Annotated in this window: 21 protein-coding genes; 12 read left to right on the top strand and 9 right to left on the bottom strand. The window is 66.0% G+C overall.

All coding sequences use genetic code 11. The features are described 5' to 3' along the window. Window positions 1-75: 75 nt before the first annotated feature. The 7 genes from LL06_RS19845 to LL06_RS19875 all read right to left on the bottom strand — a co-directional run bounded on the left by LL06_RS19845 (window position 76) and on the right by LL06_RS19875 (window position 8,206). Complete coding sequence (locus tag LL06_RS19845; protein ID WP_035530848.1) at window positions 76-2,535, bottom strand: arsenate reductase (azurin) large subunit; 2,460 nt, start codon at window positions 2,533-2,535, stop codon at window positions 76-78. Window positions 2,536-2,551: 16 nt separating this feature from the next. Beyond that, window positions 2,552-3,076 carry an arsenate reductase (azurin) small subunit gene (locus tag LL06_RS19850; protein ID WP_035530850.1) on the bottom strand — a complete coding sequence of 175 codons (525 nt, stop codon included), beginning with the start codon at window positions 3,074-3,076 and terminating at the stop codon, window positions 2,552-2,554. Between the two features lie 150 nt (window positions 3,077-3,226). Next, the gene (locus LL06_RS19855) at window positions 3,227-4,564 is read right to left on the bottom strand and encodes a sigma-54 dependent transcriptional regulator (RefSeq protein WP_035530852.1); all 1,338 of its coding nucleotides are present in this window, start codon (window positions 4,562-4,564) and stop codon (window positions 3,227-3,229) included. Then, the gene (locus LL06_RS19860) at window positions 4,554-5,975 is read right to left on the bottom strand and encodes a HAMP domain-containing sensor histidine kinase (RefSeq protein WP_152599695.1); all 1,422 of its coding nucleotides are present in this window, start codon (window positions 5,973-5,975) and stop codon (window positions 4,554-4,556) included. Before LL06_RS19860 ends, LL06_RS19855 begins: the two co-directional genes overlap by 11 nt. 29 nt (window positions 5,976-6,004) lie before the next feature. Further along, the gene (locus tag LL06_RS19865) at window positions 6,005-6,898 is read right to left on the bottom strand and encodes a PhnD/SsuA/transferrin family substrate-binding protein (RefSeq protein ID WP_052161753.1); all 894 of its coding nucleotides are present in this window, start codon (window positions 6,896-6,898) and stop codon (window positions 6,005-6,007) included. Window positions 6,899-7,028: 130 nt separating this feature from the next. After that, entirely contained in the window at window positions 7,029-7,526 is a 498-nt protein-coding gene (locus tag LL06_RS19870; protein ID WP_052161754.1) for an FCD domain-containing protein, read from the bottom strand. A gap of 8 nt (window positions 7,527-7,534) precedes the next feature. After that, on the bottom strand, window positions 7,535-8,206 hold the full coding sequence (locus LL06_RS19875) for an FCD domain-containing protein (protein WP_035530856.1): 672 nt from the start codon (window positions 8,204-8,206) through the stop codon (window positions 7,535-7,537). Window positions 8,207-8,389: 183 nt separating this feature from the next. On the opposite strand from LL06_RS19875, the gene LL06_RS19880 reads away from it, so the two are divergent. From LL06_RS19880 to LL06_RS28085, 12 genes are read left to right on the top strand one after another with little or no spacing between them, the layout of a single operon-like run. Then, window positions 8,390-9,265, top strand: coding sequence for a fumarylacetoacetate hydrolase family protein (locus LL06_RS19880; RefSeq protein ID WP_035530858.1), 876 nt, complete (start codon window positions 8,390-8,392; stop codon window positions 9,263-9,265). Continuing rightward, complete coding sequence (locus LL06_RS19885; RefSeq protein ID WP_035530860.1) at window positions 9,262-10,032, top strand: alpha/beta fold hydrolase; 771 nt, start codon at window positions 9,262-9,264, stop codon at window positions 10,030-10,032. The genes LL06_RS19880 and LL06_RS19885 overlap by 4 nt, the downstream gene beginning before the upstream one ends. A 35-nt stretch (window positions 10,033-10,067) precedes the next feature. After that, window positions 10,068-11,381 carry an amidohydrolase family protein gene (locus LL06_RS19890; protein ID WP_052161755.1) on the top strand — a complete coding sequence of 438 codons (1,314 nt, stop codon included), beginning with the start codon at window positions 10,068-10,070 and terminating at the stop codon, window positions 11,379-11,381. A gap of 7 nt (window positions 11,382-11,388) precedes the next feature. Further along, window positions 11,389-12,441, top strand: coding sequence for a branched-chain amino acid ABC transporter permease (locus LL06_RS19895; RefSeq protein ID WP_081964094.1), 1,053 nt, complete (start codon window positions 11,389-11,391; stop codon window positions 12,439-12,441). Further along, window positions 12,438-13,481: a branched-chain amino acid ABC transporter permease gene (locus LL06_RS19900; RefSeq protein WP_035530862.1), complete on the top strand. Its 1,044-nt coding sequence runs from the start codon at window positions 12,438-12,440 to the stop codon at window positions 13,479-13,481. The genes LL06_RS19895 and LL06_RS19900 overlap by 4 nt, the downstream gene beginning before the upstream one ends. Window positions 13,482-13,507: 26 nt before the next feature. Beyond that, a complete protein-coding gene (locus tag LL06_RS19905) occupies window positions 13,508-14,755 on the top strand; it encodes an ABC transporter substrate-binding protein (RefSeq protein WP_035530864.1) in 1,248 nt (415 codons plus the stop codon). Between the two features lie 24 nt (window positions 14,756-14,779). Beyond that, a complete protein-coding gene (locus LL06_RS19910) occupies window positions 14,780-15,565 on the top strand; it encodes an ABC transporter ATP-binding protein (RefSeq protein WP_035530866.1) in 786 nt (261 codons plus the stop codon). Continuing rightward, window positions 15,558-17,777 (top strand): ABC transporter permease, encoded by a 2,220-nt coding sequence (locus LL06_RS19915; RefSeq protein ID WP_035530868.1) that lies wholly within the window; start codon window positions 15,558-15,560, stop codon window positions 17,775-17,777. Before LL06_RS19910 ends, LL06_RS19915 begins: the two co-directional genes overlap by 8 nt. Beyond that, window positions 17,777-18,607, top strand: a complete 831-nt coding sequence (locus tag LL06_RS19920; protein ID WP_035530870.1) for a phosphoenolpyruvate hydrolase family protein — start codon at window positions 17,777-17,779, stop codon at window positions 18,605-18,607. Before LL06_RS19915 ends, LL06_RS19920 begins: the two co-directional genes overlap by 1 nt. A gap of 42 nt (window positions 18,608-18,649) precedes the next feature. Then, entirely contained in the window at window positions 18,650-20,839 is a 2,190-nt protein-coding gene (locus tag LL06_RS19925) for a flotillin family protein (protein ID WP_081964095.1), read from the top strand. Between the two features lie 9 nt (window positions 20,840-20,848). Continuing rightward, window positions 20,849-21,289 (top strand): SRPBCC family protein, encoded by a 441-nt coding sequence (locus LL06_RS19930; protein ID WP_035530873.1) that lies wholly within the window; start codon window positions 20,849-20,851, stop codon window positions 21,287-21,289. A gap of 56 nt (window positions 21,290-21,345) precedes the next feature. Continuing rightward, window positions 21,346-22,890 (top strand): zinc-binding dehydrogenase, encoded by a 1,545-nt coding sequence (locus LL06_RS28085; protein ID WP_052161756.1) that lies wholly within the window; start codon window positions 21,346-21,348, stop codon window positions 22,888-22,890. A 79-nt stretch (window positions 22,891-22,969) separates the two neighbouring features. Here LL06_RS28085 and LL06_RS19940 read toward each other — a convergent pair whose 3' ends face one another. Together LL06_RS19940 and atzF are read right to left on the bottom strand one after the other, a co-directional pair. Beyond that, window positions 22,970-24,154, bottom strand: a complete 1,185-nt coding sequence (locus LL06_RS19940) for a hypothetical protein (protein ID WP_035530876.1) — start codon at window positions 24,152-24,154, stop codon at window positions 22,970-22,972. 86 nt (window positions 24,155-24,240) lie between these two features. Beyond that, complete coding sequence (gene atzF, locus LL06_RS19945; RefSeq protein ID WP_035530878.1) at window positions 24,241-26,049, bottom strand: allophanate hydrolase; 1,809 nt, start codon at window positions 26,047-26,049, stop codon at window positions 24,241-24,243. Window positions 26,050-26,053 lie beyond the last annotated feature (4 nt).

The following is a 26,053-nucleotide window of genomic DNA, read 5'->3' on the forward strand; positions in this document are numbered from 1 at the left end:
CCCGGCCCGCCGCGACGGATCGCGGCGGGCCGGGTCTTGGAGCGGGTCCGGTCTGGCCGGAGAACTCGGGCGGAGCTAGGCCGACCTGTATTCCTTCGACTTGAAGGAAACGGCCTTCACCCGCGGCGTTGCATTGGCGATCTTCCTGATGTTGCCCCAGGTGTGCTTGTAGTCGGGAAGCACCAGTTCGTTCACGCCGGGACTGACCACGTTGCCCTGGCTGCCGGCCGGGGAGCCGAACACCATGGCGACCTGGCCGCGCCTGGCCGTATCGGTCGGATAGGCCATGCCCTGGGTGGCGCCGTTGCCGTTGGCGATCTCGATCAGATCTCCCGCGGCGATCCCCTCCTCCGCCATGTCCTCTTCGTTCATCTCGATGAACGGATAGGGGAAGCGGTCCTGGATGAAGTCGATGTCCTGGTCCAGGAACTGGTTCTGCCAGAAGATGTTGGCGCGCACATTGTTGATCCAGTACTTGTGGTTCTCCTTCTCGCGCGCCTTGCCGGCGGCCTGCCAGCCGCGCCATCCGGCGGCGCAGAACAGCGCCTTCTTGTCCTCGCGCCCGTGCCGGGTGAACTGGCCGTCGGTGTAGAGGCGCTCGGTGCCGACCAGCTTGCCGTCGGCATAGCCGCTGACCGGCTCCTGCACGCCATTGTTGCCCATGGCGCGCAGACGCTCGTAGGTGACCTCCGGATTGCCCTTGTTGTAGCCGTCCATGAAGGCGTCTTCCTCGGTCTGCCAGTCATAGCCCTTGAACTGGTCGGCATAGGCTTCCTTGCCCATTTCGCGCAGAACCCGCTCCATGTTCTGGGCAATGCCGGCCGCAATCAGGCAGTCGGGCTTGGAGTTGCCATAAGGGTCCATGTATTTTTCCGACAGGCGCAGGCGCCGCTCGCCGTTCATCGAGGTGAGGTTCATCTCGTTGGCTTCGCAGGCGGGAAGGATCACATGCGCATTCTGGCCGATCTGGCTGTGGATGATGTCCACGTCGACGACGAACAGTCCGCCGCCATTGACCGCGCCGACGATGGCGTCGACCAGTTGCTCGCGCGAGCCGCCGGCGGCCGCGTCCATGGCCTCCTTGACGATGTCGGCGCGGCGCTTGTGCACCCGCTTGAACTCCGACGCGTTGAGCGTGGTCTTGTGGTGATCGCAGGCCCAGACGTGATGGATCTTGCCGCCGCCGCGGATCAGCAACTGGTCGACATATTCCGCCGGCCGGCCGACATGGGCGTCGGACGGGCGGTAGTAGCCTTCCTGGTGACCGCCGAGGCGGCAGACGCCGCCGCCTTCGCGGCCGATATTGCCGGTGGCGAGGCCGATGTTCACCAGCGCGCCGATGGTGCGGTAGTTGTCATTGCCCCAGATGATGCCCTTCTCGTAGGCGGTGACGCATGTGCGCCGCGACCCGTCGTCCTTGGGCTTGGCGATCCATTCCGCCGCCCTGGCGATGTCGGCCTCCGGAACGCCGCAGGTCTCCGCCGCATCGGCCAGCGACGTCCGGCAGGCCTCGAGCGCATAGTCGAGGCTGCCGAGGCCGGCGGGATGGGCGTCATCCAGCGGCGTCGCCTCGCCGCCCTGGAAGGTGGAGTTGGCGATGAAGTCCTTGTCGACCCAGCCATTGTCGACGATGTGGGTGAACAGCGCGTTGAACAGCACCATGTCGGTGCCTTCGTTGATCGCCAGATGCAGCACGTTCTCCTTGCCGGCGACCTCTTCGGCGGCGTTGATGGTGACCGTGCGGCGCGGATCGACCGAGACGAAGCGGGCGCCGTTGCGCATGCCGGGAACCATGTGGTTGAGGAACAGGTTGGTCTGCGTCTCGAGCGAGTTGGCGCCGATCATGAAGATCGTGTCGGTGATCTCGTAGTCCTTGTAGGCGTAGTTCAGCTCGTCGACGCCCATGTCGCGGGTGGAATGGACCTCCGAATTGTAGGCCGGGCGGTTGTGGATGCGGCAGTTCTTGACCTTCATGCTCTCGAAATAGAGCTTGCCGGTGGCCCAGGTGTTCTCATAGCCGCCGGCGGAGCCGCCATGGTCGAACATCGAGACGACGAGATCGTCCTCGGAGCCCTGGGTGACGACGCGGGCGGTGACGCGGGCGACGAGATCAAGCGCATCGTCCCAGGAGGTGGGCTGCCAGACGCCGTTGCGCCACATCATCGGGTCGCTCAGCCGCTGCTGCTGGGTGCCGGTCACATAGGACGGGCGGGCTTCCGCCATGCGCGCGCCGCGGACGGAGCCGAGCCCGGAATTGACCACGCAATCCTTGTCCGGGACCACGGCGAGGTGAACATCCTTGCCGTCCTGACGGACGATATTGTACATCGACGGCGCCATCCAGGTGCCGTCGGCGGCCTGCTGTTCGCCCAGGTTGATGCCGAAGGCGTTTTCCGTGAGCGTGCCCTGCTTGTTGCGCGGCCAGGTGTAGGCTTTGTAGCCGCAGCCGACGATGCAGTAGTGGCAGGTGACATTGTGCACCTTGGCATCCTTGGGAGGGATGGGAAGGCGATCGATCTGTCTCTTGTAAGCCATGGTTGGGTCTCCTCCCTCAGAGCACGTTCGACGGGCGGCCGAAGATCAGGTCGCTTGCGCCTTCGGCATAGATGTCGCCCTTGTCGTCCACATTGAGCGTGAATTGCGGGACATTCTGGGTCGCGTGTCCCCAGATCTGCTGTCCGCCGGCCTCGCAGTCGAACCGCGAGAAATGGCCCGGGCAGTTGAGCGACTTGTCTTCAGCGCGGTAGCTCATCAGCCAGCCCTTGTGCGGGCACAGCACCGAATAGGCGACGATGTCGCCATCGGGGCCGACACCGCCCTCGACCGGCTGGCCGATCTTGAGAAGGATGCCGGGGCTGTCGGCGTCGGGATAGGTGATGTCGACGGGCACGTTCACCTTCAGCTCGGCGACATTGCCGAGCCGGCTCGCGGGATAATCGAGCAAGGCGCTGCCGGACGCGGCCCGGGCCTGGTCTGCCGGCAGGACGGCGGCGGTTGCGGCTCCGGCGGCGGCAATGGCGCCGCCCCTCAGGAAATGACGACGGCCGAGATCGACCATCTTGTTGCATCGAGACATGCGTTCCTCCCATGCGTTGCTATGCAGGGATGTGTAAGCAAGGCCCATGCCAGACTTCCAAGACACTGATATCGTTGTATCTTGCCCCCGGGGCACGGCGAGGCCGGCCGGCAATGACCGGCATTCCGAACATGCTGCGGCGCCGAAGGTTCAGCTTTCCGAACGTTTGCCGCCGATGCCGAGGCGGTTCATCTTTTCCCACAAGGTGGTGCGGGACACGCCGAGAATGCGCGCCGATTCCGCAATCTGGCCGTCCGTGATCGACAGCGCGCGGCCGATATGGCGCCGTTCCGCATCGTCGCGGATTCCGGACAGGGATTCGAAGGCCGGCTGGGGAACCTCGCCCTTCACCCGGTCGGGAAACATGTCCCGCGGCAGGATATAGTCGTGCGGGCACACCGCCACCGCCCGTTCGACACGGTTGCGCAGTTCCCGCACATTGCCCCGCCACGGATGGTCCAGCGCGAGTTCCTCGACAAGGCTCGAGAACCCCTTGAAGCTCCGGTTCTGCCGCGCGGCCGCTTCGGCCAGGAACTGGTTCATGAACTGAAGAATGTCCTCGGGCCGCTCGCGCAGCGGATCGATATGGAGGGGCAACACCGCCAGCCGGTAGAAGAGATCCTCGCGGAAGCGTCCCCGGCCGCTCTCCTCGAGCAGATCCCGGTGGGTGGCGGCGACGATCCGCCCCTCAAACGGAATGGCCTGCTCGCCGCCCACGCGGTAGAACCAGCGGTCCTCGACCAGCCGCAGGATCTTGGCCTGCAGCGCCAGCGGCATGTCGCCGATCTCGTCGAGAAACAGCGTGCCCTGCCGGGTCCGTTCGGCATAGCCGAGATGCTGCTTGTCGGCCCCGGTGAAGGCGCCGCGCTCGTGGCCGAAGATCTCGCTCTCGAGCAGTTCGGCCGGAATGGCCGCGCAATTGACCGCCATGAAGGGGCCGGCGGCAAAGCCGGACCGCCTGTGCAGGACGCGGGCGGCGACCTCCTTGCCGGAGCCGGTCTCACCGGTGATGAGCACCGGCAGGTCGGTGGGGGCATAGCGGTCGAGCAGGCTCTCGGCCTCGCGCATCCGCGGCGAAACGCCAAGCCGGGGGGTGTCGGCCGGGTTTGCCTTGCTGCTTCGTTGCGCGTTCTGCCTGAGGCGCAGGAGGAACTCCTCGAACACGAACGGCTTGAGCAGGTAGTCCGAGGCTCCGAGCCGCATCAGCCGCACCGCCTGGTCGATCTCGCCATAGCCGGTGATGAAGACAAAGGGCGGCGTGGCGGCGGAGCCGAGCACCTGACGGTAGATGTCCTCTCCCGTCATGTCCGGCAGGCGGATGTCGCAGACGACGATGTCGGCCAGCGCCAGCTTCGGCGACCCGAGGGCGTCCTTCCCCTTGCGCCACCAGTCCACCGACCATCCTTCGATTTCCAGGCGCTGCACGATCGATTCGCCCATGATCGGGTCATCCTCGATCAATCCGACCCTGAAGCTGTCAGGCTGCATGACCGATCTCCCCGATTGTGCCTGGACCAAGCCTGATCCTGACGATGCTACCCCCGCCCGGCCGTGTCGCCAGTTCCAGGCCCGCGCCGATTTCATCGATGATCTGCCGCACCACCCACAATCCCAGCCCCTTGCCTTCGGGCAGGTTCCTGCGGGCCGGGCCGGTCAGCAGCCTGACGGCCCTGGCCGGAAGCCCCGGGCCGCGGTCGCCCACCTCGACGACGACGCCGTCGTCCTGCCGCGCCGCCCTGAGGAACAGATCGGCGCCTTGCGGCGAAGCGGCGCTCGCATTGAGCAGCAGGTTGATCACGGCCTGCCGCACCGGACCGGACGGACAGCCGCAGGCCAGGCCCTCCCCGGTTTCGAGCAGCAGCTCCAGCACCTGTCCGCGACTGCGCAGTTCCGGGGACAGCAGCATCTTGGCGTCGTGGAAATCGCTGAGCGAGAGCGGCCTGGACTGGCGCGCGGGCCTGTAGGTGGCAAGCGCCGCGCGCACCACGTCGCCGATCCCCTGCAGGCCGCGATGGAGCAGGTCCAGGGACGCGTCGCGGACGCCGGCATTGGCGCCGTGCTTCTTCAGCGTGTCGACGGCATTGAGCAGCCCGCCGAGCGGATTGTTGATCTCGTGGGCCATGACCGAGGAGAGCCGGCCGAGGCTGGCCAGCTTCTCCTCCTCCGCCAGCCTTGTCGACAGCTCGCGGCGCTCCTCGTCGGCGTCGAGCAGGGAATTGTAGGCCATGAACAGGCGCCGGGTCTCGGAATTGCCGGGCGCCTGCTGCGACACGTCAATCCGCGTGGCCTTGCCTTCCGCCGCCTCGATCATGTGGTTTTCGAGGGTCTGCATCGGCCGGATCATCCGCCTGACGGTGAGGATGCCGACCAGCACCAGGAGCACCGTCAGGGCGGCATTGGTAAGGATCAGGGTGGAGAGCACGTCGCGGCGTTCGGCCAGAAGCTGGCGGGCATCGAAAATGGTGTAGATGCGGCCGATGGTCGTGTCCTGATAGACGATGTCCCTTTCCAGATAGGCGAGCCCGTCATCGCTCTCGATCCTGATCTGCCTGTCTGGAAACAGCCCGGACTGCAGATCGTCCATCTGTTCAAGGCTCGGATATTCGCGCGGATCGGTGGCTGCCAGAATGACCCGCGACGGCGTGGTGACAATGGTCTCGAGCGGAACGATGGCCGTGTTGACCGGCCTCAGCCTTTCCAGCGCGTCGTAGATCTCCCAGCTATCCTCGCGCAGGACCGACGGGGATATCGACGCCGTGACCCCGTCCAGATAGGAGTTGGCGATGCTTTGGAGATAGGTTTCCTGGATCGAGCCGAGGCGGTCGAGAACCCGCTCGGTGATGACCGCGGAGACCAGGAACATCAGAACCGAGACGGCCAGCGGCACGCGCCAGATCAAGGGCAGCCGCCGAAGGCCGATCCGGGCCGTCACAGCACACCCCGCAGCCGGGCCACCATGTCGGCGATCCCGTCATAGGCTGCTTCCCGGGGCATTTCAAAACCGGTCAGCCGCAGCAGGTCCAGCACTTCCCTGCCCTGCGGGTTGGCGGCCATTTCAACCAGCGCCTTTTGCAGGACCTTCGTCCTTGCCGTGCCCGCCATGGCCCGGCTCGTCGCGATCGGCGGGAAGCCCAGCCATTTGGAACGGCGCAGCACCCTGGTCTGCGACACCAGATCGGGTTCGAGCTCCAGCATAACTTCCCAGACATAGCCGTCGACACTGCCGGACTGGGCGAGATTGGAGGCGACCGCCCGGATGACATTGCGATGGCCGTAGGTGAACAGCGTCTTGCGGAAGAAGACATCGGGAACGAGACCGTGCTCGAACATCAACGTGCGGGTGACGAGAAAGCCGGAATTGGAATCGGGGTCGGAGAAGGCGTGGATGTCGCCGCGCAGATCGAGGATGTCCTTGGCCTCACGGCCCTCCGCCACGATCAGGTAGGACTGATAATAAGGCTTCCCGTTCCACGCCGGGATCGCCACCAGTTCCAGGTCGTCGCGATACTGGATATAGGGGTAGCCGCAGATCCAGGCCGCGTCGAGCTGGCCCGACACCAAGAGAGAAGTCACTTCCTGGTAGGTGCGCCGCGTCACCAGCTCGACGCTGTGGCCGGTCGCCGCCTCCAGATAGACCTTCAGGGCGTCCAGCAACTGGATGTCATTGTTGAGAAAGACCGGTGTCAGCCCGAACCTGAGACCCGGCGCCTCCGTCCCGGACGCCCTGCCCGAAGCAAGCGCCAGCGGAAGACAGGCCCCGCCCGCGATGAAACGCCGGCGTGACAGGGCAACGGCAAATCTCGACCGGCAATCCTGCGACATCCATCCTCCCTTCGGTCTTGTACCGCGAGAAGCCGCGCGCGTTCAAATCAAACTTCGGCGAAAGGCGTCGGGGCCCCTCTTATTTGGCGCCACCGCAATTGGATTGACGAAGCGCTGGCACGCCGGTCCCTCAGGGAAACATGCCGTTGAGCACGCTGACCAGGTGCTGGCGCATGGCTTCCTCGGCGCCGGCGGCGTTGCGGTTGGCGATCTTGGCGACGATCTCCGCATGCTGCCGGCAGTAATGCTGCCGCCGCGCCTCCGTCACCTGGGCGCGCTTGATGCGCAGCCATTGCGGACGCTTGCGGATGACATCGAGGATCTCCTCGAGCGTCATCAGCAGTTCGTTGCGCGTCGCGCTGTAGATCAGCCGGTGAAACTCGCCGTCCCAATGCTCGAAACCCTCCAGATCGTCCTGGGCCTCCGCCATGGTGTGGGCATGGCGAATGGCGTCGATGTCGGCGACCGTCGCATTGGAGACCGCGGCGGCGGCCGCCTGCGGCTCGATGATCAGCCGCACGTTCATCACGTCGATCGGGCTTGCCCCGGTCAGGCGCTGCAGGATGACGCCGACATCGGTGGTGCCTTCGGAGGCGCTGACGGACTGGAGGATTTTCGACACGCTCATCCGTTCACCTATTGCCCGAAATAATTCCTGCGCCGCGCCAGGAGATGATCGCGCATGGCGGCCTTGGCGCCTTCCGAGTCCCAGTTCTCGAGCGCGCTCATGATCCGGTCATGGTCGTCGCAATAGCCCTGGCGGCGGTCCTCGGTGAACCACAATTTTCGGATCTCCATCATCGGCGCGGCGTAGCGGATGATGGTCATCAGGCTGAAGAATTCCGAGATGAACTTGTTGCCGGAGGCGAGGCTGATCCGCCGGTGGAACTCGTTGTCCCAGTATTCGTAGGTCTCGAGCACATGGTGCTGTTCCGCCATCGCCTTGGCCTGCTGGATCGAGCGCAGGTCATGGTCGCTGGCATGGCGCGCGGCGGCGGCGGCGGCATGGGGCTCGATGAACAGGCGCAGATTGAGGATGTCGAGCGGGCTCGCTCCTTCGAACCGCTTGAGGATGCCCGAGGCGTGCGCGTCCGGCCGGCCGCGCACGATGGTGCCGCGCCCGACCTGACGGAAGATCAGCCCCTCCTGCTCGAGCGCGGTGAAGGCGCGGCGGATGGTGTTGCGGGCCACGTCATAGTGAACCGCGAGCGAGCGCTCGTCGGGCAGCCGTGCATTGGCCTCCCACTCGCCCTGCTCCAGCCGCAACCGCAGGTCCGCCTCGATCCGGCTCGACTTGCCTTTCGCCATCCCACCCTCAAGAAAACCCTATACCAATTTCGGTTAGGTCTACATTATGTGGACCATTATTCAAGGGAAATCGTCAATTGGTTTAGGAAATGGCGCTATTTTGGCCTTGCTAAGAATGATTTTCCTCCATACGCTACCATTCAAGTAATCCAATGTTTTGATTGGTATACTCTGGGAGGAGTTATGAAATTTGTCACTTTCCGCGCTGGCGGCGAGCGCAGGGTGGGCGTGTGCGACGACCAGTCGGCGTCGGTCCGGCCCGTGAGCCTGTCCTCGGACGACGCCCGATCGGGTGTCGCAGCGCTTCTGGGCCGGGATCTGACACAGCTTGAGCTGCTGTCGGCAATCCCGCTCGATTCGGTGCAACTGGAAGCCCCCTTCCCGCGGCCAACCCGCAACATCTTCTGCATCGGCAAGAACTATCGTGAGCACGCCAGGGAGTTCTCCCGCAGCGGCTTCGATTCCAGCGCGGCGATGGGCGAAATTCCCAAGCACCCGATCATTTTCTCCAAGGTGCCCGAATGCGTGATCGCCCATGGCGACGACGTGATGCTCGATCCCTCGGTGTCCGAGGCGGTCGACTATGAGGCCGAGCTGGCCGTCATCATCGGCACCGGCGGGCGCAACATAAGCGTCGAGGACGCGATGGCCCATGTCTGGGGCTACACGATCGTCAACGACGTGACCGCCCGGGACCTGCAGGGCCGCTACAGCCAATGGCTGGTCGGCAAGTCGCAGGACACCTTCTGTCCGATGGGTCCGATCGCCGTCACCGCCGACGAGATCGATGCCGGCGACACCGACCTGCGCTGCATCGTCAATGGCGAGGTCCGGCAGACGGCGAACACCCGGGATCTGATCTTCGACATCCCCACCATCATCGCCACCATTTCCGCCGGCGTCACGCTCATTCCCGGCGACATCATCGCCACCGGCACGCCCGCGGGTGTCGGCATCGGCTTCACGCCGCCGAAATATCTCCGCGACGGCGACGTCGTCCGCATCGAAATCGACGGCATCGGCGCGCTCGAGAACCGTTTCGTGGAGCGCCGGGCATGAGCAGCGTGCTGCAGTCGGGAATGATGGTCGAGGTCGAGGGCGACGGCATGGCGGTGATGCTCGTCCACGGGCTCGGCGGCACGTCCAACACTTGGCAGCCGGTCCTGCCCGCGCTCTCGGGCCTGCGCGTGATCCGCCCGGATCTTCCCGGCGCCGGCCGCTCGGCCACGCCGGATGGCGTCATCGACGTGGCTTTTCTCGCCAAGGCGCTGATCCGGCTGGCGTCGGACTTGGGCATCGAGACCATGCACCTGGTCGGCCATTCCTTCGGCACGCTGATTGCCCAGCATGTGGCGGCGGCGCGGCCGGAACTGGTCAGGACGCTCACCCTGTTCGGCCCGATCATCGAACCCGCCGACGTGGCGCGGGAGCGGCTGCGCGGCCGCGCCAGGGCGGTCCGGCAGGCCGGCATGGCCGACGTCGCCCAACAGGTCTCGGTCGCCGGACTGGCGGGCTCGGCGATGGAGGACAACCCGACGGCGCTGGCCTTCGTGCGGGAAAGCCACATGCGCCAGTCGGCCGAAGGCTTTGCGAAATCCTGCGAAGCGCTGGCCGGCGCAAGCCGGGCGGCCGCCTCTTCGATCAAATGTCCGGTTCTGGCGATTGCAGGCGACGAGGACGCCGTTTCGCCGCCCGGCAACGCCTACCAATTGGCCGACGAGATCGAGGGCGCCAGCGCCCGGATCCTGCCGGGATGCGGTCATTGGGCGCCCGTCGAAAAGCCGCGGGAGTGCCGGCAGCTTTTAAGTGAGTTTATACGCGGCTGAACAAGCCGGAGGGACCTCGGGAGGAGTTCAAAATCATGGATAACGCGAATGGCTACGGTGCCAACGGGTCGACCCTGTTCACCAATGTCCGGATCCTCGATGCGACCGGCGAACATCCGTTCACCGGCGAAGTGCTGGTCCAGGGCAACCGCATCAAGTCGGTGACCCGCGGCTCGTCCCGCTACGGCGCCAGCGCCGCCGGCGGCGCCACCGTGATCGACGGCATGGGCGCAACCCTGATGCCCGGTATGATCGACGCGCACCTGCATCTGTCGTGGAACAATGCGCCGGGCATCGACCCGATCCAGATGATGGAGCTCGAGGAGCACATGCTGGTCACCATGGAAATGGCCAAGCTGGTGCTCGACGCAGGCTTCACCGGCGGCCGCGGCGCGGCTGCCGCCAAGCCGCGGCTCGATGTCGTGGCCAAGCGTTTCATCAACCAGGGCCGCTTCCCCGGACCGCGCTATCTGGCTGCAGGCCCCGAGATCACCACCGTCGGCGGGCTCGGCGATTCCGCGCCGTCGCACATTCCGCATGAGGGCCTCAATCTCGGCATAGTCGTCTCCGGCCCCGAGGAAATCCGCCGCACCGTGCGCCAGCTCATCAAATACGGCGTCGATTCCATCAAGCTCAACCTGTCAGGCGAAGCGATCACCGGCATGGGCGCCGAGGAAACGCCGATGGCGGAAGAGGAAGTGGCGATGGCGGTCAAGGAAGCCAAATGCCGCAACAAGGTGGTCTCCGCGCATGCCCGCTCCTCCGGCTCGGTCAAGCAGTGCATCCGCCACGGCATCCAGAACATCTATCATGCCTCCTTCGCCGACGAGGAAAGCCTCGACATGCTCGAGGCCGCCAAGGACAAGCACTTCGTCGCCCCCGGCGTCGCCTGGCTGATCAACACCGCCCGCCACGCCGGCGAATGGGGCATCAAGCCCGGCTCGCCGGTTACTATCGAGTATGAGCGCGAACTCGAAATGTGCACCGAGACGATGAAGAAGATGCATCGCCGCGGCATCCGCATCTGCATCGGTGGCGACTACGGCTTTGCCTGGACCCCCCAGGGCACCAACGCCCGGGACCTGCAATATTTCGTCGAGCTCTTCGGCTTCTCGCCGATGGAGGCCATTCTCGCCGGCACCAAATATGGCGGCCAGATCATGTGCATGGGCGACGAGCTCGGCATGATCAAGGAAGGCTATCTGGCGGACATCCTGCTGGTCGACGGCGACCCGCTGGCCGACATCCGCATCCTGCAGGACAAGAACCGGCTGCTGGCGATCATGAAGGACGGCAAGTTCCACAAGGCGCCGCGCATGAACGAAGCGCGCCGTCGGCTGACCGCGTGACATCCCGATGAGCCAGCCCGGCAGCACCGATCGCGATCCCTTCGCCCCCAGTCCCGGCCTGACACGCGGCCAGGGCTGGGGCGTGGTGGCGCTGTTTGCCGCAGCCCTGCTGCTCTGGCTGTTCTTCGCCCAGTGGCCGGACTGGCTCGACGCCATCCTTCTCTCCAAGAAGGCGTTCCTGAGCGCGATCCTGAACGGGCTGACGCTGGCGGGGCTGTATTTCCTGGTGGCGAGCGGCTTCACGCTCGTCTTCGGGCTGATGCGCAACGTCAACCTGGCGCACGGCTCGCTCTATCTGCTCGGCGCCTATATCGGCTACGAGGTCGCCACCTGGAGCGGCTACTGGCTGCTCGGCGTGGTCGCCGGTTTCGTGGTGATGGCCGTGATCGGCCTGGTCATGCAGGTGCTGGTGTTCCGCAGGCTCGAAGGCGACGATCTGCGCCAGACGCTGGTGACGATCGGCATTTCCATCGTCGCCGCCGACCTGATGCTCGCCGGCTGGACCGGGGCCACCTATCAGATCCTGGTGCCGGAATGGCTCGACGGCGCGGTGAAGACGCCGTTCGTCACGGCCTACCGCTCCAACGGCGCGGCGGTGTTCCTCACCTACCCGTTCTACCGGCTCGTGGTGTTGCTCGTGGCCATCGTCATCGGCATCGGCCTCTGGCTGATGCTCAACCGGACCCGCATCGGCATGATGATCCGCGCCGGCGTGGATGATCGCGAGATGCTGTCGGCGTCGGGCGCCAATGTCCATGTCATCTTCGCCTTCGTCTTCGCGCTCGGCGCTGGCCTGGCGGGACTTGCGGGCGTGGTCGGCGGTTCGGCGCTGTCGGTGGCGCCGGGCGAGGACGTGCGCTACCTGCTGGCCTCGCTGGTAGTGGTGATCGTCGGCGGCATGGGTTCCATCACCGGCGCCGCCATCGGCGCGCTGATCATTGGCCTCGCCGAGCAGATCGGCCTTGTCTATTTCCCCACCTACGGCGTGGTGCTGACCTTCGTCATCATGGTCGTCGTCCTCGCGGTCCGGCCCCAGGGCATCATGGGGAGAAGCCTATGACGCTCGCCGCCTTCACACCCGCCGCGCCGGTCCGGAAGAGCTGGTTCGAGAGGCTGGGCATCGGCCACGTCCTGCTCGGTGCCTTCCTGCTCCTCTATCCGCTCATCGCCTCCGACTTCTTCCTCACCACCATCGGCGGCTATTCGATGATCCTCGGCATGATCGCCCTGTCGCTGATGCTGCTCGCCGGCTATGGCGGCATGGTGAGCCTGGCGCAGATCACCATCGCCGGCGTCGCCGCCTATGTCATCGCCATCTTCGGCGAGAACAATTCCAACGTCCACGGCTTCGGCTGGCCCTGGTGGATCGCGGCCCCCTTCGGAATTTTCCTGGCGGCGCTGTTCTCGGCGATGTTCGGCTGGATCGCGGTCAGGACCGAGGGCATCTACACCATCATGATCACGCTGGCGATCGCCACGGCGTCGTTCTATTTCGCCCAGCAGAACTACACGCTGTTCAACGGCTTTCCCGGCTACAGCGGCCTGCGCGCGCCGGAAGCCTTCGGCCTCTACTGGCGCGAGCCGAGGCCGTTCTACTATCTCTGCCTGGCCTGCGCGGCGCTCGCCTATGCCGCCGTCCTTTACGGGTCGCGCTCGACCTTCGGGCTGACTCTGCAGGCGATCCGCGACAATCCGCGGCGGATGCGGGCGATCGGCTACGACGTCACCGCCCACAAGGTGTTCGCCTGGTTTCTCTCAGGCCTCATCGCCGGCACGGCGGGCGTGCTGCTGGCCTGGTTCAACGGCCGCATTTCGCCGGGCACGATCGCGGTCGGGCCGGCCATCAACATTCTCATCATCGCCATCATCGGCGGGCTTCGCCACCCGATCGGCCCGTTCCTGGGCGCGGTCGTGGTCGTGCTGATGCAGACATTCGCCATCGATATTGTCGGAGCTGAACGCTTCAACACATTGATCGGTCTCTTTTTTCTGGTGATCGTGTTCGTGTCGCCGGATGGAATTCTCGGGCTCTGGGAACGGTTCAAGCCATCCCAGGACCGGGATGGCTGGCACTCGCGGCCGGACGGTACGGGAGTGTAACTGTTGAGGATCATAGGGAGGACTACATGAGCATTACCAGACGGACCATGCTGGCACTGGCGCTGGCCACGGGACTGGTCGCCCCATCCATCACCATGGCGCAGGCCGAAACCGTGAAAATCGGCCTGCTCGCCACCTTCGAAGGCGCCTTCACCGTACTCGGTGAGGACGGCGAGCGCGGCGCGATGACCGCCGTTGACGAGTTCGGCAGCAAGGCTGCCGGCATGGACATCGAGATCGTCAAGGGCTCGTCGGATGCGTCCCCTGACAGCGCCGTTCGCGCAGCCCGCAAGCTGGTGGAACAGGATGGCGTCAAGATCCTGGTCGGCCCGCTGTCGGGCGACGAAGGCATCGCCGTCAAGGAATATGCCAAGACCCAGCCGGACGTGACCTTCATCAACGGCTCATCGGCCGCACAGGACACCACGTTCCGCGAGCCCGCGGAAAACTTCTTCCGCTTCTCCACCGACGGCGCCCAGTGGATGGCCGGTCTCGGGACCTACGCCTACAACGACAAGGGCTACAAGACCGTCGCAACCGTGGCGGAAGACTACTCCTTCCCCTACACGCAGGTGTTCGGCTTCATGGCCGAGTTCTGCAAGGCCGGCGGCAAGGTCCCGTCGAAATCCTGGGTGCCGATCGGCAACAAGGACTACTCGTCGGTCATCGCCGCCATTCCCGACGACGTCGACGCGATCTATGTCGCGCTTGGCGGGGCTGACGCGGTCAACTTCCTGAGCCAGTACCAGCAGTCGGGCGGCCAGGCTCCGCTGATCGGCGGTTCCATCACCGTCGACCAGACGGTGCTGACCTCGAAGGGCAAGCTGCGCGACGTGCTCATCGGCACGCCCGCGGCAGGTCCGACGGCCGACACCAATGACTCGCAGGCCTGGAAGGACTTCGTCGAAGCCTACAAGAAGCAGCCCGGCGCCTTCCCCTCGCCGTCGCTGTTCGCGCATGCCTATTACATCGGCATGAAGGCGGCGATCCTGGCGCTCGATGAAGTCGGCGGCGATCTCTCCGATGGTGGCAAGAAGTACCGCGAAGCATTGGCCAAGCTGTCCTTCGACACACCGACCGGCAAGGTCTCGCTTGATGCCAATCGCAATGCGATCGCCGACATCTACCTGACCGAAGTCACCGAAGATGCGGACGGCAACCTGGTCAACAAGATGATCCAGACCGTCCAGCAGGTGAACCAGACGCTCGGCATCGACGAGGCTGAATTCCGCGCGCTCGGCGCGGTCAGCCGCGACAACCCGAGCTGCGAATAAGTCAACCTGTCAGGGACAAGACCAGTGGAACACAATGTTGCAGCCTCACGTTTGCAGGGAACCGGCGCCCACGCGCTGGAGCTTGACGGCGTGGCTCGCCATTTTGGCGCACTGGTCGCCCTGACCGGCATCACCATGAGGATCGCGCCCGGCGAACGGCGCGCGGTCCTCGGCTCGAATGGCGCGGGAAAGACGACGCTGTTCAACGCCGTCACCGGCGACTTCCTGCCCACCGCCGGGCGCATCCGCTTTTTCGGCGAGGACATCACCGCGCTCGCGCCGCACGAGCGGATCCGCCGCGGCCTGCGCCGCACCTACCAGATCTCGCAATTGTTCACCAACCTGTCGGTGCTGGATTCGATCTATCTCGCCTGCCGCGGCGTGTCGCGCCGGCGCTTCTCGCTGCTGCGCCCGTCTCTGTCCGACCCCAACATGGCGCAGGCCGAATCCATCATGCATGTGGTGCATCTCGACGCCGATCGCGACAAGCTTGTCGGCACCCTCTCCCATGGCCAGCAGCGGCAATTGGAAATCGCCCTGGCGCTCGCCGGCGCGCCGCGCTTCATCCTGTTCGACGAGCCCGCCGCCGGGTTGTCGCCGACCGAACGCCGCGACCTCGTGGCCATCCTCAACGCTTTGCCGAAATACATCGGCTACATCATCATCGAGCATGACCTCGATGTGGCGCTGCGCGTGTCCGAATATGTCTCGATGATGCACAATGGCCGGCTGTTCAAGGAAGGCACGCCCGAAGAGATCGAAAACGACCCGATGGTGCAGGAAATCTACCTGGGAGGCGGGCATGGCTGAGCCCAAGGCCGGAGCGCCCAAGGCGGCGCTGACGATCGACGACCTGCACGTCTATTACGGCGAAGCCCATGTCGTCCAAGGCGTGTCGCTCAGGCTCGAGAGCGGCGTGATGAGCGTCGTCGGCCGCAACGGCATGGGCAAGACGACGCTGTGCAACACCATCACCGGCCTCAAGCAGGCCCGCTCCGGCTCGATCCGCGTCTACGGCCGCGAGATCTCCCGGCTCGAGCCGCACAAGATCCATGCGGCCGGCATCGCCTATGTGCCGCAGGGACGGCGGGTGTGGCCGAGCCTGTCGGTCGACGAACACCTGCGGCTTGTGGCGTCGAAGGACCAGGAGGCGGCCTGGACCCTCGACCGCATCTACCAGACCTTCCCGAGGCTTGCCGAGCGGCGCGGCAATGGCGGCTCCCAGCTTTCGGGCGGCGAGCAGCAGATGCTGGCGATCTCGCGCGCGCTGCTGGCCAATCCCCGGCTGCTGGTGATGGACGAGCCGACCGAGGGGCTGGCGCCCGTGATCGTCGACCAGGTGGCCGGGATGCTGTCCATGCTCGGCCACGAGGGCGACATGGCGATCCTGGTGATCGAACAGAACATCGGCGTGGCGACGGCGGTGTCCGACACCGTGGCGATCATGGTCAATGGCCGCATCAACCGGATCATGGACTCCCGGGCGCTCGCTGCAGACCGCGACCTGCAACAGCGGCTGCTCGGCGTCGGCCGCCACAGCGACGACATCGCCCCCGAGCAACCCGAGGACGGGCCGGCCGCGCGCGAACTGCTGGCGCAGGTCTATGCGGTGCAGCGCGGCGGGGCACAGCAGGATCCGCAGTCGCTGAGCAGCGGCAATTTCCGCATCCAGGACTCGCTGCCCAACCGCTGGAACCTGCCGCCCACCAGCCTCCGCGACACGGCGTATCGCGAACAGCAGCCGGAGAAGGCGATCGACAAGGTTTTTGCCCTGCCGCTGTCCGAACGGATCGGCAAGACGGCGCTGATCGCCGGAACCTTCGACACCAAGGGCGAGGAGTTGCGCTTCATCCGCGACTGCCTGAAATCGGTTGGCATTCCGGTGAAGACCGTCGACCTGTCAACGTCGGGCAAACCATCGCGGTGCGACGTCACGCCGATGCAGGTGGCGTCGATGCATCCCGGCGGCACCAGCGCGGTGTTCGGCACCGATCGCGGCCAGTCGGTCACGGCCATGGCGGAGGCCTTCGCCCGGTGGATCGGACGCGAGACCGGCATCGGCGGCGTCATTTCCGCCGGCGGTTCCGGCGGCACCTCGCTTGCGACCGCGGGCATGCGGGTCCTGCCGGTGGGCATTCCCAAGATCATGGTCTCGACGCTCGCCTCCGGCGACACGGCGCCCTTTGTCGGCTCCACCGACATCAACATGTTCCATTCCGTGGCCGACGTGCAGGGCCTCAACCAGATCACCGAGCGGGTGCTCGCCAACGCCGCCCATGCGCTGGCAGGCATGATCGCGCGGCTGCCGAGCGGGCCGGAGATGATGGCCAAACGCGCGGCGGCGCGGCCGGCGATCGGCATGACCATGTTCGGCGTCACCACGGTCGGCGTCCAGGCGGTGCAGAAGATCCTGGAGCCCGATTACGACTGCCTCGTGTTTCACGCCACCGGAACCGGCGGCCGCGCCATGGAGGCGCTCGGCCATTCCGGCATGCTGGCCGGATTTGTCGACCTCACCACCACGGAAGTGGCCGACATGATCGTGGGCGGCGTGTTCCCGGCGGATGCGAACCGCTTCGGCGCGGCGATCGAGACCGGCCTGCCCTGGGTCGGCTCGGCCGGGGCGCTGGACATGTGCAATTTCGGCGCGCGCGCGACTGTGCCCGACCGGTTCAACGGCCGCAACTTCGTCATCCACAATCCCGCCGTCACGCTGATGCGCACCACGGCGGAGGAAAACCGGGCCATGGGCGAATGGATCGGAAGCCGCATGAACCTGATGGAAGGGCCAGCGATCTTCCTCATTCCCGAGGGCGGCGTCTCCATCCTCGACCGGCCGGGCGGCCCGTTCCACGACCCCGCGGCCGACAAGGCGCTGTTCGACGCGCTCGAAGCCACGGTGCGCCAGACCGCGCGGCGCAAGATCGTCCGCGTCAACGCCAACATCAATGACGAGGCGTTTTCCACGGCCGTGGCAGGCGCCTTCAGATCGATTTCGACCCCGCTGAGGAGAACTGCGTAGTGGCCAGATTTGAGCGCAAGCAACTGATGGAGCGGTTCCAGCAGATGAAACGCGATCGCGTGCCGATCATCGGCGGCGGCGCGGGAACCGGCCTGTCGGCCAAATGCGAGGAACAGGGCGGGATCGACCTGATCGTCATCTACAATTCGGGACGCTACCGCATGGCCGGGCGCGGCTCGCTGTCGGGCCTGATGGCCTATGGCAACGCCAATGACGTGGTGGTCGAGATGGCGCGGGAAATCCTTCCCGTGGTCAGGCACACGCCGGTTCTGGCCGGCGTCAACGGCACCGATCCGTTCTGCATCTTCGACAAGTTCCTGGGGGACCTCAAGGATCTCGGCTTTGCGGGCGTGCAGAACTTCCCCACGGTCGGCCTGATCGACGGCACCTTCCGCGCCAATCTCGAAGAAACCGGCATGTCCTACGGGCTCGAGGTCGACATGATCGCGGCGGCCCACCGGCTCGACATGCTGACCACGCCCTATGTCTTCTGCGAGGACGACGCCGCGGCCATGGCCAGGGCCGGCGCCGACATCATCGTCTGCCACCTGGGCCTGACCACCGGCGGCTCGATCGGCGCGGAGACGTCGCTCAAGCTCGAGGACTGCCCGGCGCTGGTCGACGCCTGGTCGGAGGCCGCGCTGAAGGTCAACAAGGATGCGATCGTGCTGGTCCATGGCGGGCCGGTCTCGTCGCCGGACGACGCCAGCTTCGTGCTCAACCGCAGCCGCAATTGCCACGGTTTTTACGGGGCGTCATCGATGGAGCGGCTGCCCACGGAGCAGGCGCTGACGGAACAAACACGCAAATTCAAGGCGGTCACCTTCTAGGCAACGCGCCGGAAGCGCCCGGAATACAGGGAGGAATGAAAAATGTCTGGCGAAATGCTTGGAACGGCATTGCTGTGGCTCATCGGCTTTGCAATCGCAGTCGTCATCGCGGTCTATATCCTCAGGTGGCTCTACCGCAGGTCCACCAAGGAAATCGCCTTCGTGCGCACCGGCTTCCTGGGCGAGAAGGTGGTGATCAACGGCGGCGCCTTCGTGATCCCCGTCCTGCACGAAATCACCCCCGTGAACATGAATGTCATCCGCATCGAGGTGAAGCGCGAGAACGACCGCGCGCTGATCACCAGGAACCGCATGCGCGTCGACATCTCCGCCGAATTCTTCGTCCGGGTCGGCTCTTCCCGGCAGGCCGTTGCCTCCGCCGCCCAGACGCTTGGCCGCCGCACCATGCAGGAAGACGGGCTGCGCACGCTGCTCGAGGGCAAGTTCGCCTCGTCGATGCGCACCGTGGCCGCGCGCATGGCGCTCGAGGACATGCACGAGCAACGCGGCGAATTCGCAGCCGCCGTGCGCGACCTCGCAGCCGAATCGCTCGCCCATAACGGGCTGGATCTCGAATCCGTGGCCGTCGTCGACCTCGACCAGACCGGGCTTGAATATTTCGATCCGTCGAACGCCTTTGACGCCGATGGCCTGACCCAGATCACCGAATCCATCGAATCCCGCCGCAAGATGCGCAACGAGATCGAACAGCGCACGCTCGTGGAAATCCGCAACCAGAACCTGATCGCCCAGAAGCAGGTCTATGACATCGACCGCGACCAGGAATATGCGCGCCTCGAGCAGGAACGCGAGCTGGAGGTCCGCCGCGCGGCGCAGCGCACCGAACTGGTGCGCGAACGCGCCCTGCGCGACCAGGAGTCCGAGCAGGCCCAGCTTGCTTCGCGAGAAGCCATCGAAAAATCGCGCCTGGCCCAGGAGCGCGCGATCACCGACGAGCGGATCAAGTCCGAAGAGGAAACCCAGCGTCGCGAAATCGCCCGCCGGCGGACCATCGACGAAGCCGAGATGAAGAGCCGCGAGAAGACCGAACGCGAGGAAATCGCGCTGGAACTCGAGCTCGAGAAAGCCCGGATCAGACGCGATCTCGAACAGCGGGAACTGGAAATCGCCCGTGAAAAGGCGGTCGAGATCTATGCGCTCGAACGCCAGATCGCCGTCGCCGGCAAGGCGGTGGAACTGGCCACGGCCGAGGCCGAGAAGAAGCGCAACGACATCGTCCAGGCGCAACTGAGCGAAGCCGAGCGCATCGCCCAGGACCGCGCGCTCGACGAAGTCCGCACCGAGCGCGAGCGCCGGCTCGACGAATTGCAGATCTCGAAGCGGCAGGCCTTCGAGGAGGCCGAGATCGCCATGGGCGAGGAAGTCGAGCGGGCGCGCCTGGCCGCCGACCGCGCGATCGCGGAAGCGACCATCCTCAACGAGCGCGAGATCCGCGCCGCCCGCGTCAGCCGCGACCGCTTCGTCGAGATGGCGGAAATGGAAAAGGCGATCGAGCTGGCGAAGAAGTCGCAGGAACGGTCCTCGGCTCTCGCCGCCGCCGCCGCGGTCCGCGGCAAGGCCATCCAGGCCGAGGAGCAGACCCTGACCACCCGCGAAACCGAAATCGCCGAGCGCCGCAAGCTGACCGAGATCATCGCCACCCAGCGCGAGACGGAGACCGATGCCCTGCGCGTGACGGCGAAGGCCGACGCGCAGATGAAGGCCGCCAAGAGCCTGGCCGAGGCGCAGAAGATCGCCGCCGTCGCCAACGCCGAGGCCGAGAAGATTTCGGCCCTCGCCGCTGCGGAGCGGTATCAGGTGGATGCGGCCGGACGCCGGGCGCTCAACGATTCCGAGAACGCGCTCTCCGAGCCCGCCCGGCAGGCCCGCATCCGCGAGAAGCTGCTCGACAAGATCGAGGGGATCGTCCGCGAAAGCGTCAAGCCGATGGAAAAAATCGAAGGCATCAAGATCCTGCATGTCGACGGCATGCAGGGCGGCGGCGACGGCGGCCGCAGGAATGTCACCGACGAGGTGATCGATTCCGCCCTGCGCTACCGGGTCCAGGCGCCGATGATCGACAATCTGATGAAGGAGATCGGCATCGAGGGCGGCTCGATCGGCCGCATGACCGACGTGCTGCGCGACGCCAAGGACATGACCTCGCTGGTGCAGAAGGCCGAAGGCAGGAAAGCGGACAAGCCGTCCGACGATGATGACCGGGATCGCTGAGGCAGCACGATGACCACAGTCTATGTCTCCGCGGTCATCCCGGCGCCGGCAGCGACGGTCTGGGGTCTGGTGCGCGACTTCAACGCGCTGCCGCGCTGGACCCCGTTCGTCGCCGACAGCCGGATCGAGCAGAACCAGCCGTCCGACAGGGTCGGCTGCATCCGCAACTTCGTCCTCAAGGACGGCGGTCGCATCCGCGAACAGCTTCTGGGTCTCTCCGATTACGAGATGAGCTGCACCTATTCGATCCTCGAAAGCCCGATGGCGGTCGAGAACTACATCGCCAAGCTGTCGCTGACCCCGGTCACCGACAGCAATGCGACCTTCGCGGAGTGGCAGGCGGACTTCGACTGCGCTGCGCAGATGGAACCGCAGTTGACGCACCAGATCGGCGTCAACGTGTTCAAGGCGTCGTTCGACGCGCTCAAGCTGAAGATGGCGCAGCGGTGATGCCGCGCACGGGCGCCGTGACCGGTCGAGACCACAGCCCGCGAGGCCGGTGAGCAATGGTCCGCGTCCTCCGCTCCGGTGTCATCGACGTGCCTCTCGAGGACGCGTGGCGCGTGCTGCGCGATTTCAACAGCCATGACCGCTGGCATCCCGCCATCGCCGCCAGCGAAATCGAGGACGGGCTGCCGCCGGACACGGTCGGGGCGGTGCGGGCGTTTTCGCTCGCCGATGGCGGCCGGCTCAGGGAGCAGTTGCTGCGCCTGAATGACCGCGATCACGAACTCACCTACTGCCTGCTGGAGGCGCCGCTGCCGCTGTTCGGCTATGTCGCGACGATCAGGCTTCGCCCGGTGACGGACACCGGCCAGACATTCTGGCGATGGCAATCCTCCTTCAGCGCCCCCCGGGACCAGGTCGCGGCACTCACCGATCTGGTCGGCAACGGGATCTACCAGGCCGGCATGCAGGGGCTGGAGCGGTCCCTGCGCAGGCCGGCATCGGAGGCTTATGCCGACGGGGCGCCGCAGGTGCAGCGCGCAAGCGCCCTCGCCCCGGTCCAGGCCATTCCGGCGGCTGCCGAGGCCAGGATGGATCCGCCTGCGCCCGCCAGCGGCCGCCAGGCGCTGAAGGCCGGCGCCATCGTCATGGAGCGTCACGGCGGGCCCGAAGTGCTCGAGTTCCGCCAGATCGAGGTGCCCGCACCCGGGCCCGGCGAGGTGCGCATCCGGCAGTCCTTCGTCGGCGTGAACTACATCGACGTCTATTGCCGGACCGGATATTTCGATCTGCTCAGGCCGCCGGGCGTTCCGGGCATGGAGGCCGCGGGAACGGTGGAGTCGGTCGGCGCCGGGGTGACCCATCTTTCCCCCGGCGACAGGGTTGCCTATGCCTGCGGCCCGGTCGGGTCCTATGCCGCCTGCCGCACCATGGACGCCGAACTGGTGATGCCGATCCCGCCGCATATCGGCGAGGATGTGGCCGCCGCGAGCCTGCTCAAGGGCGTGACGGCCGGTTTCCTGCTGCATGATGTTCACAGGGTGACGGCCGGCGACACGCTCGTCATCCATGCGGCGGCGGGCGGCGTCGGCTCGCTGCTCGTGCAATGGGCGAGATCGATCGGCGCCCATGTGATCGCCACCGTCTCCACCCACGACAAGGCGCAGATTGCCCGCCGGCTGGGCGCCCATGATGTGATCATCGGCCGTGGAGAGGAGTTCGTCGAGGCGGTGATGGAGATCACGCGCGGCAAGGGCGCCGACGTCATTTACGACGCCATCGGCAAAGACAGCTTCGACGCCTCCATTGCCGCGCTGGCGATCCGCGGTCACCTCATCAGTTTCGGCCAGGCGTCCGGTCCGATCGGAGCGCGGGACATCGGCGCGCTGACCTCGCGATCGGTGACCCTGTCGCGTCCCAATTACGGGCACTACACCGACACGAGGGCGCTGATGACGATGCAGTCGCAGCGGCTGTTCGCGGCCGTGGAGGCGGGTTACCTGCAACTGGCCACGCCAACCGTCTACCCGCTGGCCGAGGCCGCCCGCGCCCATGCGGACCTGGAAAACAGCCGCACGACCGGCTCCATGGTGCTGGCGGTGTGATGGGGCCTGGCGCAATCCGGACCGATGGGGCTCCTGGCCCCGCCGGACGATGATCGCCGAAGCCGCCCGCCCCCGACGGCTACAGCTTCAATCCGGACGGGACCGAGAAGCCCTGATCGACGGAGTCGCGCATGAAATCGCGCCAACTGGCGATGCCTTCATCCGGGCAGTAGGCGACGTCGGAGCGGGCGGCCTTCTTCTTGGAGGACTTCGTCTTGGTCGCCTTTGCTGTCTTCTTTGCGCCGGGCAGCATCACCGATTTCTCGTTCTTGTAGCCGCCGCCCACCAGCATCGGCAGATCGCCGCGCGGTTCCCAGAAGCACAGGTCGCCGATGGCGGGATCGGTGCCGGCATCGCCATAGGCGTGGCAGGCAATCTTCCAGCCCTTGGTCATGCGGCAGCCCTGCTCCTGATGGAAGTTGAGCTTGCACGACTTCCAGAATTTTTCGGTCTGGTAACAGGTGGAGAGGTTCCGGGCAAAATCCTGCGGGCTCGCCGCATGCAGCGGATAGCCGGTTTCCACGTCATAGCCCCATGTCGCGGTCGGGGCCGGTCCGTTCATGACCTTCTTGACGCTGGTGCCATAGGTCTTGGCGAGAAGCCGGGTGTAACGCTCGAGCAGGCCACCTTGACCCAGGTTGATATGCGCGCTGTCGCGCAGTAGCGCGTGAACCATCGAGGCCGAAAAGCCCCTCTTCTTGAAGATCGCGATCGCCTCGATCCAGTCCTCGTCCAAGCCGTCGGTACGGACGGTCTCACGGGCCTTGGCGCTGGACGCGCGTCGCAGCGCCAGCAGGATCGGAGGGGAAACCTTCTGGAAGCGGTCCTCCAGCCTGTAGGGATAGGAGAAATGGACCGCGGCGTAGCAGCCGCAGATCTCCATGAAGACATAGTGGGACACGATCTGCCCGTCGCTCTCCCTGCTGCGTTGATACAACTGGCATTCGCGCCTGGTCCGGATCGCGCTTTCATCATCCGAATCATAGCCCCTCTCGCCGACGCTGACCCGGCGTTCCTCGACCAGCTCCGTGCAGTGGGAATAGCTGTCTTGGATCAGGCGCAGATTGATGGAAATGCCGTTGACGGTGGCCTTGCGGTCGACGCCGGATGCCTGGAACCGGGCGCCGCCGGGCAGCGGCACGTCGACCTGGTACCGGGTGCCGTTGCGCGTGAGCTCCAGCGCCTGGGATTGCCCCAGGAACAGCAGCGAAGACAGGGCTGCGAAGCCAAGGCGGGGCAGCCACCGCGCTGGGCGAATATTCATGACAGGATCCTTCCGGCACTATGATCGTGCCGGCCAGACTAGCGGGGTCCTCACGATCATACATTCCCCAGGCGGGGAATGGGCGGCTAACCGGCCGCCGCCGCCCCCGCCTCCAGGAACTCGCGCCAGCCGCCGAAGCGGGTGATGTCGCGCGCGCCTGGGAGCGCGGAGGCTTCGCAGATGAAGCCCTTGACGTCCGCGCCGTCCTCGAGCCTCACCGTGCCGATGCCGAGCGGCGCGGGAATGCCCGCGATGAAATCGCCCCATGCCGCCCGGGGCAGCGCCCAGATCTCGGTGTTGATCCCCGCGCCGTCCTCGGAGCGGACGAGGCCGGGGCGGAACGGCGGGCCGCCGGCAAGCGCATAGAGCCGGTAGTTGCCGGCCGTTCTCGCAGCCCTCAAGAAACGCGCACCGAGCCTTGTGAGTTCGCCATTGAGCGGCAGGCCCGACATGTGCGCCCCCGCGACGAGCAGCGCGATCTCCCCGGGGGCCGCGTCGGTGGCACACTCCGTCGGGGTTGGAACCGGCCAGGCGGTAGCGCCCATGGTACCCCCTGCCGCGCCGTGCAGGCGGGCCGCGAGCGCGGCAATGCGGGCGTCCTCCCCCGCCCCGGCGATCAGCGTGACGCTTGCCGGACGGCCGTCGCCGCGCAAGCCCGTCGGCACGGCGATGGCGCAGAGATCCATCAGATTGACGAAATTGGTGTAGGTGCCCAGGCGGCTGTTGGGGCCGATCGGGTCGGCTTCGAGATCATCCAGGGAAATGAAGGTCGGGATGGTCGGCACGCAGAGCATGTCGACCCCGGCGAGCAGCGGCTCGGCCTTCCGCCTGAGATCGGCGAGGCAATACATGTCGCGGAACGCATCGGCGGCGCTAAACCCCTCGGCCCTGGCAATGACGGCACGGGTCACGGGGTGGAGGGCGTCGGGGTCCCGCTTCAGCAGAGCCTCAACCACGGTGTAGCGCTCGGCCACCCAGGCGCCGTCATAGAGCATCTGCGCGATGGCGTAGAGCGGCCCGAAATCCAGCTCGACGATGGCGCCGCCCTGCCCTTCGATCATGCTCCGGGCGGCGTCGAAGGCGGCCTCTTGCCAGGCGTCGCCGAAAAAGCTGATGCTCTCTTTCGACGGCACGCCGATTTTGAGGGCCTGAGCCGCCGGGCCGAGCGGCGCCAGCGGAAACCGCCGCGCATAGGCGTCGACCGCGTCGAAGGCGCAGGCCGCGGCGAAGACCGCATAGGCGTCATCGACCGAGAGCGCGAAGATCGAGATCGTGTCGAGCGTGCGGCAGGCCGGCACCACCCCCGAGGCCGAAAGCGCCCCGAGCGTAGGCTTCAGCCCGACGATGTTGTTGAGCGCGGCGGGCACCCGGCCGGAGCCGGCGGTGTCGGTGCCGAGGCCGAAGGTCACCAGGCCATGGCTGACCGCCACCGCCGAGCCGGAGCTCGACCCGCCCGGCACGATCGCCGGATCGAGCGCGTTCCGCGGCACGGGATAGGGCGTGCGCACGCCCACAAGCCCGGTGGCGAACTGGTCGAGATTGGTCTTGCCGATCAGTAGCGCCCCGGCCTCTTTCAGCCGGGCGACGACGAAGGCGTCCCTGTCCGCCGTGAAGGCGAAGGCCGGGCAGGCCGCGGTCGTGGGCTTGCCGGCCGCGTCGATATTGTCCTTGATGACGAAGGGGACGCCCCACAGCGGCTTTGCCGCGGGATCGAACGCTTGCAGCGCTTCGGCGGCCTCGAGGACGTCGGCCTGGTCGAACAGCTCGATGAAGATGCCGGGATCGTCAACCGTGGCGATGCGGCGGTAGCATTCGGCGACGATCTCGGTCGCGGACACGCCGGCGCCATAGGCGGCGTGCAGCGAGGCAATGGTGAACGGCAGGTCTGCAAGCACGGAC

This window comes from Hoeflea sp. BAL378, from assembly GCF_000759435.1.
Classification (GTDB): Bacteria; Pseudomonadota; Alphaproteobacteria; order Rhizobiales; family Rhizobiaceae; genus Hoeflea.

Excerpts from the sequence above, each read along its gene's own strand:
- LL06_RS19845 (WP_035530848.1), bottom strand. The coding sequence starts at position 2,535 with ATGGCTTACAAGAGACAGATCGATCGCCTTCCCATCCCTCCCAAGGAT.
- LL06_RS19850 (WP_035530850.1), bottom strand. The coding sequence starts at position 3,076 with ATGTCTCGATGCAACAAGATGGTCGATCTCGGCCGTCGTCATTTCCTG.
- LL06_RS19855 (WP_035530852.1), bottom strand. The coding sequence starts at position 4,564 with ATGCAGCCTGACAGCTTCAGGGTCGGATTGATCGAGGATGACCCGATC.
- LL06_RS19865 (WP_052161753.1), bottom strand. The coding sequence starts at position 6,898 with ATGTCGCAGGATTGCCGGTCGAGATTTGCCGTTGCCCTGTCACGCCGG.
- LL06_RS19870 (WP_052161754.1), bottom strand. The coding sequence starts at position 7,526 with ATGAGCGTGTCGAAAATCCTCCAGTCCGTCAGCGCCTCCGAAGGCACC.
- LL06_RS19875 (WP_035530856.1), bottom strand. The coding sequence starts at position 8,206 with ATGGCGAAAGGCAAGTCGAGCCGGATCGAGGCGGACCTGCGGTTGCGG.
- LL06_RS19880 (WP_035530858.1), top strand. The coding sequence starts at position 8,390 with ATGAAATTTGTCACTTTCCGCGCTGGCGGCGAGCGCAGGGTGGGCGTG.
- LL06_RS19885 (WP_035530860.1), top strand. The coding sequence starts at position 9,262 with ATGAGCAGCGTGCTGCAGTCGGGAATGATGGTCGAGGTCGAGGGCGAC.
- LL06_RS19890 (WP_052161755.1), top strand. The coding sequence starts at position 10,068 with ATGGATAACGCGAATGGCTACGGTGCCAACGGGTCGACCCTGTTCACC.
- LL06_RS19895 (WP_081964094.1), top strand. The coding sequence starts at position 11,389 with ATGAGCCAGCCCGGCAGCACCGATCGCGATCCCTTCGCCCCCAGTCCC.
- LL06_RS19900 (WP_035530862.1), top strand. The coding sequence starts at position 12,438 with ATGACGCTCGCCGCCTTCACACCCGCCGCGCCGGTCCGGAAGAGCTGG.
- LL06_RS19905 (WP_035530864.1), top strand. The coding sequence starts at position 13,508 with ATGAGCATTACCAGACGGACCATGCTGGCACTGGCGCTGGCCACGGGA.
- LL06_RS19915 (WP_035530868.1), top strand. The coding sequence starts at position 15,558 with ATGGCTGAGCCCAAGGCCGGAGCGCCCAAGGCGGCGCTGACGATCGAC.
- LL06_RS19925 (WP_081964095.1), top strand. The coding sequence starts at position 18,650 with ATGTCTGGCGAAATGCTTGGAACGGCATTGCTGTGGCTCATCGGCTTT.
- LL06_RS19930 (WP_035530873.1), top strand. The coding sequence starts at position 20,849 with ATGACCACAGTCTATGTCTCCGCGGTCATCCCGGCGCCGGCAGCGACG.
- LL06_RS28085 (WP_052161756.1), top strand. The coding sequence starts at position 21,346 with ATGGTCCGCGTCCTCCGCTCCGGTGTCATCGACGTGCCTCTCGAGGAC.
- LL06_RS19940 (WP_035530876.1), bottom strand. The coding sequence starts at position 24,154 with ATGAATATTCGCCCAGCGCGGTGGCTGCCCCGCCTTGGCTTCGCAGCC.